General features: G+C 75.3%; 13 protein-coding genes. 8 read left to right on the top strand and 5 right to left on the bottom strand.

Annotated elements, in window-relative coordinates:
- Nucleotides 1-155 precede the first annotated feature (155 nt).
- From ACYVOF_RS18655 to ACYVOF_RS18640, 4 genes are all read left to right on the top strand, one after another.
- On the top strand, nucleotides 156-755 hold the full coding sequence (locus tag ACYVOF_RS18655; protein ID WP_460869164.1) for a DUF1097 domain-containing protein: 600 nt from the start codon (nucleotides 156-158) through the stop codon (nucleotides 753-755).
- 64 nt (nucleotides 756-819) lie between these two features.
- Entirely contained in the window at nucleotides 820-1,140 is a 321-nt protein-coding gene (locus tag ACYVOF_RS18650) for a putative quinol monooxygenase (RefSeq protein ID WP_460869162.1), read from the top strand.
- 3 nt (nucleotides 1,141-1,143) lie between these two features.
- The gene (locus ACYVOF_RS18645; protein ID WP_460869160.1) at nucleotides 1,144-1,575 is read left to right on the top strand and encodes a cupin domain-containing protein; all 432 of its coding nucleotides are present in this window, start codon (nucleotides 1,144-1,146) and stop codon (nucleotides 1,573-1,575) included.
- 29 nt (nucleotides 1,576-1,604) lie between these two features.
- The gene (locus ACYVOF_RS18640; protein WP_460869158.1) at nucleotides 1,605-2,162 is read left to right on the top strand and encodes a dihydrofolate reductase family protein; all 558 of its coding nucleotides are present in this window, start codon (nucleotides 1,605-1,607) and stop codon (nucleotides 2,160-2,162) included.
- Here ACYVOF_RS18640 and ACYVOF_RS18635 read toward each other — a convergent pair.
- Entirely contained in the window at nucleotides 2,141-2,734 is a 594-nt protein-coding gene (locus ACYVOF_RS18635; protein WP_460869156.1) for a TetR/AcrR family transcriptional regulator, read from the bottom strand. The genes ACYVOF_RS18640 and ACYVOF_RS18635 overlap by 22 nt on opposite strands.
- Before the next feature lie 18 nt (nucleotides 2,735-2,752).
- On the opposite strand from ACYVOF_RS18635, the gene ACYVOF_RS18630 reads away from it, so the two are divergent.
- Together ACYVOF_RS18630 and ACYVOF_RS18625 are read left to right on the top strand one after the other, a co-directional pair.
- Entirely contained in the window at nucleotides 2,753-3,940 is a 1,188-nt protein-coding gene (locus ACYVOF_RS18630) for an MFS transporter (RefSeq protein WP_460869154.1), read from the top strand.
- Nucleotides 3,941-4,001: 61 nt separating this feature from the next.
- Nucleotides 4,002-5,417: an HNH endonuclease signature motif containing protein gene (locus ACYVOF_RS18625; RefSeq protein WP_460869153.1), complete on the top strand. Its 1,416-nt coding sequence runs from the start codon at nucleotides 4,002-4,004 to the stop codon at nucleotides 5,415-5,417.
- Between the two features lie 41 nt (nucleotides 5,418-5,458).
- Here ACYVOF_RS18625 and ACYVOF_RS18620 read toward each other — a convergent pair whose 3' ends face one another.
- Both ACYVOF_RS18620 and rsmI read right to left on the bottom strand, forming a co-directional pair.
- A complete protein-coding gene (locus ACYVOF_RS18620; protein ID WP_460869150.1) occupies nucleotides 5,459-6,964 on the bottom strand; it encodes a long-chain-fatty-acid--CoA ligase in 1,506 nt (501 codons plus the stop codon).
- A gap of 50 nt (nucleotides 6,965-7,014) precedes the next feature.
- On the bottom strand, nucleotides 7,015-7,854 hold the full coding sequence (gene rsmI, locus ACYVOF_RS18615) for a 16S rRNA (cytidine(1402)-2'-O)-methyltransferase (protein ID WP_460869148.1): 840 nt from the start codon (nucleotides 7,852-7,854) through the stop codon (nucleotides 7,015-7,017).
- Nucleotides 7,855-7,886: 32 nt separating this feature from the next.
- Here rsmI and ACYVOF_RS18610 point away from each other — a divergent pair, with 32 nt between their 5' ends.
- Nucleotides 7,887-9,431: a dolichyl-phosphate-mannose--protein mannosyltransferase gene (locus tag ACYVOF_RS18610; protein ID WP_460869146.1), complete on the top strand. Its 1,545-nt coding sequence runs from the start codon at nucleotides 7,887-7,889 to the stop codon at nucleotides 9,429-9,431.
- On the opposite strand, the gene ACYVOF_RS18605 is transcribed toward ACYVOF_RS18610, so the two are convergent.
- Nucleotides 9,382-10,671 (bottom strand): GAF domain-containing protein, encoded by a 1,290-nt coding sequence (locus ACYVOF_RS18605; RefSeq protein ID WP_460869144.1) that lies wholly within the window; start codon nucleotides 10,669-10,671, stop codon nucleotides 9,382-9,384. The genes ACYVOF_RS18610 and ACYVOF_RS18605 overlap by 50 nt on opposite strands.
- A gap of 77 nt (nucleotides 10,672-10,748) precedes the next feature.
- On the opposite strand from ACYVOF_RS18605, the gene ACYVOF_RS18600 reads away from it, so the two are divergent.
- Nucleotides 10,749-11,936: a cytochrome P450 gene (locus ACYVOF_RS18600; RefSeq protein ID WP_460869142.1), complete on the top strand. Its 1,188-nt coding sequence runs from the start codon at nucleotides 10,749-10,751 to the stop codon at nucleotides 11,934-11,936.
- Nucleotides 11,937-11,949: 13 nt separating this feature from the next.
- Here ACYVOF_RS18600 and ACYVOF_RS18595 read toward each other — a convergent pair whose 3' ends face one another.
- Entirely contained in the window at nucleotides 11,950-13,788 is a 1,839-nt protein-coding gene (locus ACYVOF_RS18595; protein ID WP_460869140.1) for a flavin-containing monooxygenase, read from the bottom strand.
- Nucleotides 13,789-13,933: the final 145 nt, after the last annotated feature.

Genomic DNA, 13,933 nt, shown 5'->3' with positions numbered 1-13,933 from the left:
GCGCCGAGTGTGCCAGCAGGTGTCGCAAAGTGAGACAGGTCACACCGGCCGGTCGTGCACAACCGGGTCCTAGCGTCCCTGACGAGCAGCGGCCGTCGCCGCCGCACCGGCCCCCGGACCACGGGTGCCGCCCCCGTGGGAGAAGGAGAACAGGTGTGAAGCGACTCGTCGCAACAGGGATCTCGATCGGCGTCCTGGCCGGGCTGTTCACGTGGGGGGCGTTCAACCTCACCGCCGTCGGCAGCTTCAAGGCCCCCCTCGTCGTCTGGGTCGGCTTCGCCGCCTGGGCGTGCTTCTTCGCCGTCGGCGGCGGCACCTCCGGGCTGGTCAAGACCGCGGCCTGCACCGTGAGCGGGCTGGTCTGGGGCTACCTCATCGTCAAGGTCTGGCTGGCGGTCGCCCCGACGTCGCTGGCGCTGCTCGGCCTGCTCGTGGGCGTGGGCGCGTTCGGCATGTGCGTGCAGGCGCGGGTCCCCGTGCTGTCCTTCATCCCCGCCTCGTTCATCGGCGCGTCGGCCTACTTCGGCTACGGCGCGGCCACCAACCTCATGCTCGTTAAGGGCGCGGTGTTCAACGGAGAGGCCAACTTCTCCAGCCCGTCGCTGTTCTGGGGCCTGCTCGTGTCCCTCGTCGGCGGCTCGGTGCTGGCCTGGCTCTCCGAGCGCGGGGCCGACGTCGTCGAGCGCGCGCTCGGCGGCGGCACCCCGGCCGTGGCGGCCGAGGCGGCCCCGCAGCGCGCCACCGAGTCGGCCTGAGCCCCACCACCACCCGAGCACCACCGCCCAGCACCGATCCACCCCCGACGTCCAGGAGGACACCGTGACCACCCCGACCGCCGACCGCCGCGACCTGCTCACCGTCATCGCCTCGATGCGCGCGGCGGAGGGCAGGCGCGACGAGCTCCGCCGCGAGCTCGAGGCGCTGATCGAGCCGACCGCCGCCGAGGACGGCTACGTGAACTACGACCTGCACCAGGGCGTGGAGGACCCGGACCGGTTCTTCTTCTACGAGAACTGGGAGTCGGCCGAGCACCTCGACGCCCACCTGGCCACGCCGCACCTGGTGCGGTTCGCAGGGATGCTCGACAACCTGCTCGACGCCGACGGGCTGACCATCACCCGCCTGCAGCGGATCGCCTGAGCCGTGGCCGACCTGGACAGCGGTGGCCTCGACGTGCGCGTCGTCGGGCCCGACGAGCGCAGCACGGGCACCGGCCAGACCCCCGGGCTGGCCCGGTACGAGGCGGTGTCCCGCACCATGACCGGCTCGTCCGACATGTGGATGGGCTACGCCGTGCTCGAGCCCGGCGGGAAGACCGGCGTGCACCACCACGGGGAGTCCGAGACGGCGATCTACATCATCTCGGGGGTGACCCGGTGGTGGGTGGGCGACGAGCTCGACGACGCCCGCGAGGCCCGGGCGGGCGACTTCGTCTTCATCCCGCCCGGCAAGGTCCACTGGGAGCAGAACGCCAGCGACACCGAGCCGGTGGAGATGGTGGTGGCCCGCAGCACCCAGGAGGCGATCGTCGTCGCCGTGGAGGGCCACCCCCACGCGCCGGAGCACGCCCGGTAGGCCGGGTCCCGGCGGTAGCGTCCCGGGGCGTGACCCGTGTCGTCTACCGCACGGCGACGACCCTGACCGGTCAGCTCGCCGATCCCGACGGCTCCCTGGCCTGGCTGTTCGAGGCCGGGGAGCCGACCGGGGACGACCACGAGGAGTTCGTCGCCGGCGTCGGGGTCATGGTGGAGGGCTCGACGACCTACGAGTGGGTGCTGCGCGAGACGGACCTGCTGGCGCGGCCGCAGCAGTGGCAGGACTTCTACGGCGACCGGCCCACGTACGTGCTGACGACGCGCGCGCTGCCGGTGCCGGCGGGGGCCGACGTGCGCTTCGTCCGCGGCCCGGTCGCCGCGCACCTCGACGAGATCCGGACGGCGGCGGGAGGTCTCGACGTGTGGGTGGTGGGTGGCGGTGACGTGGCCGGGCAGCTCCTCGACGTCGGGGCGCTGGACGAGGTGGTCGTCCACGTGGCCCCCGCGACGCTCGCGGACGGCGCCCCGCTGCTGCCCCGCCGGCTCGGCCCCGACCGGCTGCGGCTGGTCTCCGTCGCCCACCAGGGCGCGTTCGCCCGGCTGCGCTACGCGGTGCTGCCGGGCTGACCGAGCCGCGTGGCGGCCAGGCGGCGGGCCCGTGCCACCGGGTCGGGGTCCAGGCCCAGCGCCACGAAGTTCTGCAGGCCCTCGTAGACCAGCAGCACGTCGGCGGCCGCACCGGACGGGTCGGGCACCCCCGCGGCGGCGCACAGCTCGCGCAGCCGCGCCGCGAGGTGCCGCTTGTGGTCGGCGGCGACCTGCTGCCCGGGGTGCCCGGCCGGCAGCTGCACGGCCGCGGCGAGCAGGGCGCACCCGCGGTGGACGTCGGCCACCCCGCCCCAGCGCTGCACGGCCGTGAACACCGCGAGCACGCGCTCGACCGGGTCGTCCTGCTCGGCCACGCAGGCCTGCCAGATCGCACGCCACCGCTCGTCGCGGTCGGTGAGGTAGGCCGCGACGAGGCCGTCCTTGCCGCCGAAGTTGTTGTACAGCGAGCCCGTGGCCACCCCGGCCCGGTCGACCACCGCATCGACCCCCGTCGAGGCGATCCCCTCGGCGTAGAACAGCTCGTCGGCCGCCCGCAGCAGACGCTCGCGCGCCGAGGGTCGGTCGGTCCCGCGTTGCCCCGTGGTGGTCACGGCCCTACGGTAGCGTAAGTGAATAGAACGTTGGTTCTACCCACCCACGCGCGGTGGGGCCTCGTCGGGGCCGGGGTGGCGCTCGTCGGCACCTCGTACGGCCTGGCGCGCTACGCCTACGGCCTCTTCCTGCCCGAGCTCGACGCCACGTTCGACCTCGGGCCGACCCTCTCCGGGACCATCGGGGCCGGCAGCTACGTCGGCTACTGCGGGGCGATCCTGGTCAGCCTGCTGCTCACGCCGCGGTGGGGTCCGCGCCGGGTCGCGGTGCTGGCGGGCGTGCTGGCCACCGCGGGGATGGCGGTGGTGGCCGCGGCGCCCTCGGCCGCGGTGCTGGCGGCCGGGGTCCTGCTGGCCGGGTCCAGCACGGGGGTCGCCTCACCGCCGCTGGCGGCTGCGGTGGCGGCGTGGGTGCACGCGGGAGTGCGCGACCGGGCGCAGACGGTGGTCAACGCGGGCACCGGCCTCGGGGTGGTCGTGTCCGGACCCGTCGCGCTGGTGGTCGCCGACGAGTGGCGGTGGGCGTGGGCCGGGTTCGCCGTCGTCGCAGCCGCGGTCACCTGCTGGGTCGCCGTCGCCGTGCCGGCCGGAGTGCCCGAGGTGGCCGACGGCGGATCGGGTCCGCGCGTGGTGCCCGGGACGGTGCGGCTGGTCGTCGCGTCCTTCCTGGGCGGGGCCGCCTCCGTCGCGGTGTGGGGGTTCGGCCGCGAGCTGCTCACCGACGTCGGCGGCGCCTCGGCCGCCGGGTCCGCGCTGGCCTGGACCGTGCTCGGCGCGGCGGGCGTCCTGGGGGCGCTGGGCGGGGACCTGGTGCGCCGCCTCGGCCTCGCGACGTCGTGGAGCGCGCTCGTCCTGGCGGTCGGAGGGGCGACGGCGCTGCTCGCCGGGGCTGCGGGCAGCCGGGTGGTGGTGCTGGCGGCCGCGGCCGTGTTCGGGGCGTCCTTCGTGGCCCTGTCCGGCGTGGCCCTGCTGTGGGGCGCGCGGCTGCACCCCGTGCGGACGTCGTTCGGCGTGGGCGTCGCGTTCGTGGCCCTCGCCGCGGGCCAGGCCGTCGGGTCACCGCTGGTCGGGCGGCTCGTCGAGACCGTCGGGCTGCGGTCGGCGTTCCTGGCGTGGGCGGTGGTGGCCGTGCTCGCCGCGGCGGTGCGGCCGCACGCCGGCCGGGCCGTCGGTTCCGACCGCGAGCTGACCGTCGCCCCCCGCTGAGGACGGTTCGACCGACCCCGAGCAGACAGAACTGTCGGGGGTCGACCCTAGAATCGAACACGTGTTCGACACCCTGACCGCCGAGCTGGCCGAGCTGGGTGCTGCGCGCCGGGCGGAGTCGGCGGCGGTGGCCCGCACGCTGCGGCTGGCCGCCGACGTGGTGCGCGACCGGCGCAGCAGCAGCGACCCGGGGCTGGCGGAGTTCGCGGTGCTCGAGGTGGCCGACGCGCTGTGCGTGCCGAAGGGCACGGCCTGGGCACTGGTGACCCTGGGGGAGGACCTGCGCGACCGGCTGCCCGCCGTGGGTCGTGCCCTGGCCCGCGGCGACCTCGACCACGCCCGTGCCCGCACCCTGGCTGACCGGCTCGCCGGCATCGACGACCCCGAGCTGCGCGCGGCGTGCGAGGCGGAGGTGCTCGACCGCGTCGTCGGTCGCGCCGGGACGGCCTCGGCCACCGCGGCGGCCGCCGACCGGGTCGTGGCGCGCCTCGCCCCGGCGTTCGCCCGCGACCGGGTGCGCCGGGCCGTCACGGACCGGGACGTGCGCATCGACCCCGCCGCCGACGGGATGGCGTCCGTGTCGGGTCTGCTCGCCGGCGCCGACGGCCGGGTCGTCGCCCACCGGCTCGACGTGATGACGACGCACCCGTGCCCGGCCGACCCGCGCACGCGGGCGCAGCGGCGGGCCGACGCCCTGGTGGCCCTGGCCGGAGGCGCGGACCGGCTCGCCTGCACCTGCGGCCACCCGGGCTGCGCCGCCCGCGGCCCCGCGACCGGTGCGGACGCCGCTCGGAAGACCGTCGTGCACGTCGTCGTCGCGGCCGAGACCCTGGTCGGCGCCACCGACCTGCCCGGGGTGCTGCGCCGGATGGGCGTGGTCGACGCGGACACGGTGCGGGCGCTCGCCGCCGACGCCACGTGGCGGGCGCTGCTCACGCTGGACGGCACCCCGGTCCACCTCGGCCGGGCCCGCCCCGCCGGCACGGTCGTGGCGCCCGACCTACGCGTCGAGCCCGCGGACCCGGACCGTGACCCGTCGGTGCTGCGGTACTCCCCGTCCGACCGCCTGGCCGAGCTGGTCCGCGACCGCGACGGGCACTGCCGCTTCCCCGGCTGCAGCACCACGGCCGACCGCTGCGACCTCGACCACGTGGTCCCGTTCAACCACGACGACCCGCGGCGCGGCGGGTTGACCGTGCCGGAGAACCTGGCGTGCCTGTGCCGCTTCCACCACCGCGCGAAGACGGCCGGGGTCTGGTCGGTGTCCATGGAGCCCGGGGGCACCCAGCACTGGGCCGGCCCCACCGGGCAGCGCCGGACCACCACACCCGAGGGCCTGCCGCCGACGCCGGTCGAGCTCGACACCGTGCTGGGCGACCTGGTCGAGCTGTGGGTCGACGAGGTGCGCACCTGGGCGCCCGCCGACGCCCCGCCGCGACCACGACCTCCGGTGGACGACGAGCCGCCCCCGTTCTGACGAAGAGACGGGGGCGGCCGGGTCGGGCGGTGTGGCGGGCGTCAGCCCTGCGTGACCTCGTCAGGGGCCTTGATCTCGCGGTGCAGGATCTTGTTCGTCGGGCCCTTGGGCAGCTCGTCGACGAACCACAGGTGGCGCGGGTACTTGTAGCCGGCCACCCGCTCCTTGGCGAAGTCCCGCAGCTCCTCCTCGGTCGCCTCCTTGCCCGGTGCCAGCACCACGGCGGCGCCGACCTCCTCGCCCAACGAGTCGTGGTCGATGCCGACCACGGCCACCTCGGCCACGGCGGGGTGCTCGTAGAGCGCCTCCTCCACCTCGCGGGGGTAGACGTTGTACCCGCCGCGGATGATGAGCTGCTTCTTGCGGTCGACGATGAACAGGAAGCCGTCCTCGTCCTTCTTGGCCAGGTCCCCGGTGTGGAACCACCCGTCCTTGATGGACTCGGCGGTGGCCTCCTCGCGGCCCCAGTAGCCCTTCATGATGTTCTCGCCCTTGATGACGATCTCGCCGATCTCGCCGTCGGGCACGTCCTCGTCGTCGTCGTTGACCACCCGGATCTCGCAGCCGCGCACGGGCAGGCCGATGGAGCCGACCTTGCGCTCGGTGTCGGGGTGGTTGAACGACGCCACCGGCGAGGTCTCCGAGAGCCCGTAGCCCTCGAGCACCATCGCGTCGAACGTCTTCTCGAAGGACCTGAGGACCTCGACGGGCATCGCGGACCCGCCGGAGATGCACACCCGCAGGCTCGACACGTCGTAGGAGGCGGCGTCCTCGACGTGGATCATCGCCGAGTACATGGTGGGCACGCCCTCGAAGATCGTCACCCCGGCGGAGCCGACGAGCTCCAGGGCCTGCTTCGGGTCGAACCGGGGCAGCAGCGCCAGGCACGCCCCGGAGACGACCGCGGCGTTGAGCCCGCAGGTCAGGCCGAACACGTGGAACAGCGGCAGGCAGCCCATGATCACGTCGTCGGGGGTGGGCTCGATGAGCGTCTCGACGGTCAGCCGGGCGTTGGACTCCAGGTTGTCGTGGGTCAGCTCGGCGCCCTTGGGCTGCCCGGTCGTGCCCGAGGTGTAGAGGATGACGGCGGTGTCGGAGCCGTCGCGCTCGACCGGGTCGGTGGCCGGGGTGCTGTCCCCGAGCTGGTCCTCGGTGAGCCCGGTCGCGGCGACGACGACGGACTCGACGCCCTCGTCGCGCGCGGCGGACTCCGCGGCCTCGGACATGCCCTCCATGGCGACGACGACCTTCGCCCCGGAGTCGGACAGGTAGTAGCTGACCTCGCGGCCCTTGAGCAGCGGGTTCATCGGGACGACGGTGGCCCCGGCCAGCAGCGCGCCGTAGAAGACGACGGGGAAGGCGGGCACGTTCGCCAGCACCATGCCGACCCGGTCGCCGGGCTCGACGCCCTTGCCGACGAGGAAGCCGGCCGCGGCCCTCGCCTGCTCGAGCAGCTCGGCGTAGCTGGTGGTCGCCTCCCCCACGCGCAGGGCGGGCCGGTCACCGTGCGCCTCGGCGGTCTGCACCAGGACGTGGGCCAGGTTCATGACGACTCCTTCGTCGTTCGAGCTGGGTGTCCCGGCCAGCATGGCACCGGTCACACCTCGCGTGCCCGCAGGACCGCCTCGTACAGCTCGCGGCGCGACACCCCGCGCGCGCTCGCCACCTCCGCGGTGGCGTCCTTGAGCCGGGTGCCCGCCTCGACCCGCTCCTCGACCGCGTCGACGAGGTCCTCGGGCGCCACCTCCTCGGCGACGGCCCCGGCGAGCACCACCGTGATCTCCCCGCGCACCCCGTCGGCGGCCCACGCGGCCAGCTCGGCGAGGGTGCCGCGGCGGACCTCCTCGTAGGTCTTGGTCAGCTCCCGGCACACGGCCCCGGCCCGGGCGGGTCCCAGCACGGCCACCGCGTCGGCCAGGCACGCGGCGATGCGGTGCGGGGCCTCGAAGAACACCACCGCCCGCTCCTCGGCGACCAGCCGGGTGAACCAGGTGCGCCTTCCCGCGGAGCGCCGGGGGGCGAAGCCGTCGAACGCGAACCGCTCCACCGGCAGCCCCGACAGGGCCAGCGCGGTGGTGACGGCCGACGGCCCGGGCAGGCAGGTGACGGGCAGGTCCGCGGCAACGCAGGCGGCGACGAGGCGGTAGCCGGGGTCGCTCACCGACGGCATGCCCGCGTCCGTCACCAGCAGCACGGTGCCCCCGCCGGCGACGTCGGCGACCAGCCCGGGCGCCCGGGAGACCTCGACCGCGTCGTAGAAGCTGACGACCCGCCCGGTGATGGTCACGCCCAGCGCGGTGGCCAGCGCCTTCGTCCGGCGGGTGTCCTCGGCGGCGACGACGTCCGCGGAGCCCAGCGCGTCGCGCAGCCGGGCCGAGGCGTCCCCGGGGTCGCCCACCGGGGTCGCGGCCAGCACCAACCTGCCCGCACCAGCCACCCGCCCACCGTAGGCCGCCTACGATCGGGCCCGTGACGTTGCTGGCCGAGCGGCCCCCGGAGGCCGTCCTCCCGGCGACCCCGGCGGCCGAGCCCGCGCGGCGCCGCGACACCCCGCCGACCGACCGGCTCCGCGGCTGGGTGGTCACCCTGCTCGTCACCGCGGCGGCCGGCATCACCCGCTTCTTCCAGCTCGGCGTGCCCACCGACGGCGGCACCCCCGTCTTCGACGAGAAGCACTACGTGCCGCAGGCCTGGCAGGTGCTCACCGGCGGCGGCCTGGAGGACAACCCCGGCTACGAGCTGGTGGTCCACCCCCCGGTCGGCAAGTGGCTGGTCGCGGGCGGGGAGGCCCTGTTCGGCTACACCGGGCTGGGCTGGCGGTTCGCCTCCGCACTGCTGGGCACCGTCCTGGTGCTGCTGGTGGTGCGCACCGTACGGCGGATGAGCCGCTCCACCCTCGTCGGGGCCGTCGCCGGCGTCCTGCTCGTCGCCGACGGGGTCACCTTCGTGTCCTCCCGCGTCGGGATGCTGGACATCTTCCTGGTCTTCTTCGTCGTCGCCGCGCTGAGCTGCCTGCTGGTCGACCGCGACGACGTCCGCGCCCGGATGGCCCGCGTGGTCGCCGAGGGCCGCGTCGCCGACTCCCCGCTCGGCCCGCGGCTCGGCGTGCGCTGGTGGCGCTTCGGCGCCGGGGTGCTGCTGGGCCTCGCCTGCGGCACGAAGTGGAACGGCGTCTACTTCATCGTCGCGTTCGGACTGCTCAGCGTGGCCTTCGACGTCGCCGCCCGCCGCGGCGCCGGGGTGGCCCGGCCGTGGGTGGGCACCCTGGCGCGCGACGTCGCCCCGGCGCTGTGGGCGCTGGCCCTGCTGCCGGTGCTGGTCTACCTGGGCACGTGGGGCCCGTGGTTCGCCAGCGAGGTCGGCGTGGACCGGTGGGCGGTGGGCAGGCAGGTCGGCTACGGCGGGCCGTTCTCCTTCGTCCCGGACGCGCTGCGCTCGCTGTTCTACTACCAGGCCCACGTGCTGAAGTTCCACGAGACGCTGACGACGCCGATCGGCAACCCGCACCCCTACGAGTCCAAGCCCTGGACCTGGCCGATGGGCATGCGGCCGATGCTCTACTACTACGGCCAGGGCGTGGGCGGCTGCGGCGCGGCCACCTGCGTCAGCGCCGTGGTGCTGCTGGGCACCCCCGCGATGTGGTGGCTGGCGTTCCCGGTGCTGGGCTGGGCGGCGTGGCGGGCGGTCGTCGGCCGCGACTGGCGCTACGCGGTGGTCCTGGTCGGCTACGGCACCGCGTTCCTGCCGTGGCTGACCAACCTCGACCGGCAGATGTACTTCTTCTACGCCACCGCGATGGCCCCGTTCCTGATCATGGGGATCGCGCTGGTGCTCGGCGACGTGCTCGGCCGGGCCGGCGCGGGCCGCGAGCGGCGCACCACCGGCCTGCTCGTGGTCTGCCTCTACGTGGGCCTGGTGGTGGCCAACTTCGCCTGGCTGTGGCCGATCCTCACCGGCATCCCCATCACCGAGGCGCAGTGGCAGGCCGAGCTGTGGCTGCCGAGCTGGCGCTGACCCCGGGCCCACCGCCGACGCCCTCACCGCCGACGACCTCGACGGTGACGCCCTCGGCGAAGCGGTAGGGCTGCGCGGCGAGCAGGCCGCCCAGGGTGCGCCGCAGCCGAGAGATCTCGGCCCGCACCGCGACGACGTGCCCGGCGTCGCCGTGCAGCGCCCGGCTCAGCGCGGCCGCGTCGAGCCCCTCGCGACCCGCCCGGGCCAGCAGCGCGAGCACCTCGGCGTGGCGAGGGGTCACGGCGCGGCGCCACGGCTCCCCCGCCCCGCTCACCGCCACCTCGGGGTGCCCGCGCAGGTCCAGGGTCACCCGCACCGCGCCGCCCGCCGGGTCGTCGCCGCGGCGCAGCAGCCAGCCCCCGGCGACGGGCTCCGGCACGCACAGCCCCAGCCCGGCCACGGCCAGCGGCCGGTCGGCGGCGGGCGCGGCCACCCGGTCACGCACCGCCAGCCCGCTGCTGCGGGCCACCCAGCCGTGCTCGTCGACCACCATCGCCGGCCCCCGCACCCCGGCCAGCACCGGGTCGGCCACCGTCCGCAGCCGCTCGAGCCGCTCCTCGTGGCTGCGCCACAGGGTGGCCTCGGCCAGCCGCACCGCGGTGCTCACCAGCGCGATGGTCGTCGGGGTCAGGGTCAGGGCCGGCCCGCTGACGTCGACCACGCCCAGCAGCTCCCCGGTCCGCGGGTCGTGCACCGGGGACGCGGTGCACGTCCACGGGTGGTGGCTCGGCGCGTAGTGCTCCGCGGAGAACAGCTGCACCGGGGCCCGCTCGACCAGCGCGGTGCCGATGGCGTTCGTCCCGACGGAGCCCTCCGACCAGTCGGCGCCCTCGGCGAAGCCCAGCGCGTCGGCCTGCCGGCGCACGGCCGCCGAGCCCTCCCGCCACAGCAGCACCCCGTCGGCGTCGGTCACCACGACGACGAAGCGGGCGTCCTCGGCGAAGGCGGCCAGCGCGGAGCGCAGCTCGGGCACCACCTCGCGCAGCAGGCTCCGCCGGCGCCGCGCCTGCACCTCGGCGGGGCCCACGGGCTCCGCGGTGCCGCACCGGTCCGGGGCCAGCCCCCCGGCGCGCACCCGGGACCAGGATCGGGCGACGAGGTCGCGCGGCCGGGCGGGGGGCCGGGCCCCGGCGAGCACCGCGTCGTGCACCGCGGCCATCAGCCGGGCGTGCCGCGGCAGGTCCGTGCCCGGGCGCACCGCGCTCTGCGCGGCCACCACCCCGGTCGACCCCCGCGTCATGCCGCCAGGCTAGACCGCCTGGTGTGACGGCGACCACGTCGACGGGCCGGCCCCCCGGGGCTGGGATCATGACGGCTGTGAGCGCCCCGGACGTGGCCGACCTGCTCGACCCGGCCGACCCCGCCTTCGTCGCCGACCCCTACCCCGCCTACGCCGCCGCCCGGGAGCGCGGCGCGGTGGCCTGGCACAGCGGCTGGGGCACGCACGTGGCGCTGACCCACGCCGCGTGCTCGGCCGTGCTGCGCGACCGCGGGCTGGGCCGGGTGTGGGTGGACCGGGAGGACGCCGCCGCCCTGCCCGCGTTCCACCTGCTGCACCGGCACTCCCTGCTGGAGTCCGAGCCGCCCACCCACACCCGGCTGCGGCGCCTGGTGGCCGGGGCGTTCGGCCGCGGGCACGTCGAGCGCCTGCGCGGGGTGGTCGAGCGCCGGGCCGACGAGCTGGTGGCCGACCTCGCCGCGACCGGCGGCGGCGACCTGCTGGAGGCCGTGGCCGCCCCGCTGCCGGTGGAGGTGATCGCCGAGCTGCTGGGGGTGCCCGCCGCGCTGCGGCCCTCGCTGCGGCCGTGGTCGAACGCCATCGTCCGGCTCTACGAGCCCACCGCCACCCCCGCGCAGCAGGCCGCGGCCGAGCGGTCCGCGGCGGACTTCGTGGCCGCGCTGCGCGAGCTCGTCGCCGACCGGCGCGTCCGGCCCGGCGACGACCTCGTCAGCGACCTGGTGGCCGCGCAGGCCGCCGACGGGGGGCGGCTCTCGGACGACGAGCTCGTCGCCACGGGCGCGCTGCTGCTCATGGCCGGGCACGAGGCCACGGTCAACGGCCTCGGCAACGGGGTGGCGGCGCTGCTCACCGGCCCGGGCTGGCGGGCGCTGGACGGTGCCGACCTGACGCTGGCCGCGGAGGAGCTGCTGCGCGTCGACCCACCGCTGCAGCTCTTCGAGCGCACCGCCACCCGCGACGTCGAGCTCGCCGGGGTGCCGGTCCGCGCCGGGGAGACAATCGCCGCGATGCTCGGCGCCGCGGCGCACGACCCGTCGGTGTTCGCCGACCCCACCCGGATCGACCTGGGCCGGGACCCCAACCCGCACCTGGGGTTCGGCGCCGGGCTGCACTACTGCCTGGGCGCCCCGCTGGCCCGCCTCGAGCTGACCGCGGTGCTGGGCGCACTGCGCACCCGCCTGCCCGGGCTGCACACGACGCAGCTCCCGCAGCGCCGGGGTGAGCTGGTGATCCGGGGGCTGCGGGAGCTGCTGGTCGCGGGCTGAGCGCCGGTGCGGGCTAGCGGGTGTGGTGCACCTCCTGCAGCCCGTAGACCGGGGTGTCGAGCCCCTCCAGGCGGGCCTTGAGCTGCAGCGCCAGGTACAGCGAGTAGTGCCGCGACTGGTGCAGGTTGCCGCCGTGCATCCACAGGTTCGGCACCTGGGTCGGCTTCCACATGTTGCGCTGCTCGCCCTCCCACGGCCCCGGGTCCTTGGTGGTGTCCGAGCCCAGGCCCCACACCTTGCCGAGCCGGTCCGCGGTCGCCTCGTCGACGAGGTCGGCCACCCAGCCGTTCATCGACCCGTAGCCGGTGGCGTAGACGACGAGGTCGGCCTCGAGCTCGGTGCCGTCGGCGAGCACCACCGAGGTCTCGGTGAGGTGGTCGACCTGGCCGTGGGCCAGCGCCACCCGGCCGTCGGCGACGAGCTCGGCCGCGCCGACGTCGATGTAGTAGCCCGAGCCGCGGCGCAGGTACTTCATGAACAGCCCGGAGCCGTCGTCACCCCAGTCGTGGTCGAAGCCCGCGGACTCGAGCCGGGCGTAGAAGTCGCTGTCGCGCTCCGCCATCGCCTCGTAGGCGGGGATCTGGAACTGGTGCATGATCCGGTAGGGCAGCGAGGCGAACGTCAGGTCCGCCTTCTCCGTGGTCATCCCGGAGGCCACCGCCCGCTCCGAGTACAGGTCGCCCAGGCCGATGTCCATGAGGGACTGGCTCTTGACGATGTGGGTCGAGGACCGCTGCACCATGGTGACGTCGGCCCCGGCCTCCCACAGCGCCCCGCAGATGTCGAACGCCGAGTTGTTCGACCCGACGACCACGCACTTCTTGCCCGCGTACGCGTCCGGGCCGGGGTGCGCGCTGGAGTGGTGCTGGTCGCCACGGAAGACGTCCATCCCCGGGAAGTCCGGCAGGTTCGGCTTGCCGGACATGCCGGTGGCCATGACGAGGTGGGTGGGGTGCAGCGTGACGGGCTCACCGTCGCGCTCCACCTCGACGGTCCACGTGCCCGAGCCCTCGTCCCAGGTCGCCGACGTCGCGGCGGTCCGCGTCCAGTAGTTCAGCTCCATGACCTTGGTGTAGGACTCGAGCCAGTCGGCGATCTTGTCCTTGGGGGCGAACACCGGCCAGTTGTCCGGGAACTTGATGTAGGGCAGGTGGTCGTACCAGACCGGGTCGTGCAGGCACAGCGTCTTGTAGCGGCTGCGCCACTGGTCACCCGGGCGGTCACGCTTGTCGATGACGATGGCGGGCACGTCGAGCTGGCGCAGCCGGGCCCCGAGCGCGATGCCGCCCTGCCCGCCGCCGACGACGAGCACGTACGGCTGCCGGGTGTACCCCAGCTCGGCCGCCTCCTGCTCGCGGCGCTCCGACCAGCTCGATCGCCCCTTCTGCGCACCGTGCTCGGCGCCCATGGGTCGTTGGGTGCCGCGGGGCTCCTCGAACCCGGTCAGCTCGTAGAGGGTGGTGAGCAGGGTCCACGCCTTCTGCTCGCCGTCCTCCTCCTTGAGGCGCAGCTGCCCCCGGCCCCGGCCGACGGACGTCTCGAGCTCGATCCACGCCTCGGTGACCCCGTCCGCCGCGGTGGGCGTCTCCCCCTCGGTGATGCGGAACCCCGTGGGGGCCACCCGGGCCAGGGTCGCGTCGAGCAGGTCGCGCACCCCTGCCGGCCCCTCGACGGTCTTGAGGTTCCAGGTGAAGGCGACGAGGTCGCGCCAGTAGCAGTCGCTGGTGAACATCGCGGCGGCGCGGGCGGCGTCGCCCGCGGCGAGGGCGGCCTCGAAGTCGGCCAGCCACCGCTGCACCCGCTCGGGCGCGGGGTCGGTCGTCTCGGGCGGGCGTTCCAGGGTCTGGCTCACGGGTCCTCCATCGGCACGGGTCCTGCTGTGGTACCCGTCACACTGCACCGGTCGGGCCTGCACCCGCCAGAGTTGCAGCGCGTTGCACCCGGGCGCACCCTTTCGTAATGACCGGGTCAAGGACCGTCCTCGCCGCCGCCGCCGC

This window comes from Rhodococcus aerolatus (assembly GCF_054783215.1).
This window is presented reverse-complemented; position numbering and strand designations above follow the sequence as displayed.

Bases quoted from the DNA above. Each gene is read 5' to 3' on its own strand.
- ACYVOF_RS18620 (WP_460869150.1), bottom strand. From the start codon at position 6,964: ATGAACCTGGCCCACGTCCTGGTGCAGACCGCCGAGGCGCACGGTGAC.
- ACYVOF_RS18605 (WP_460869144.1), bottom strand. From the start codon at position 10,671: ATGACGCGGGGGTCGACCGGGGTGGTGGCCGCGCAGAGCGCGGTGCGC.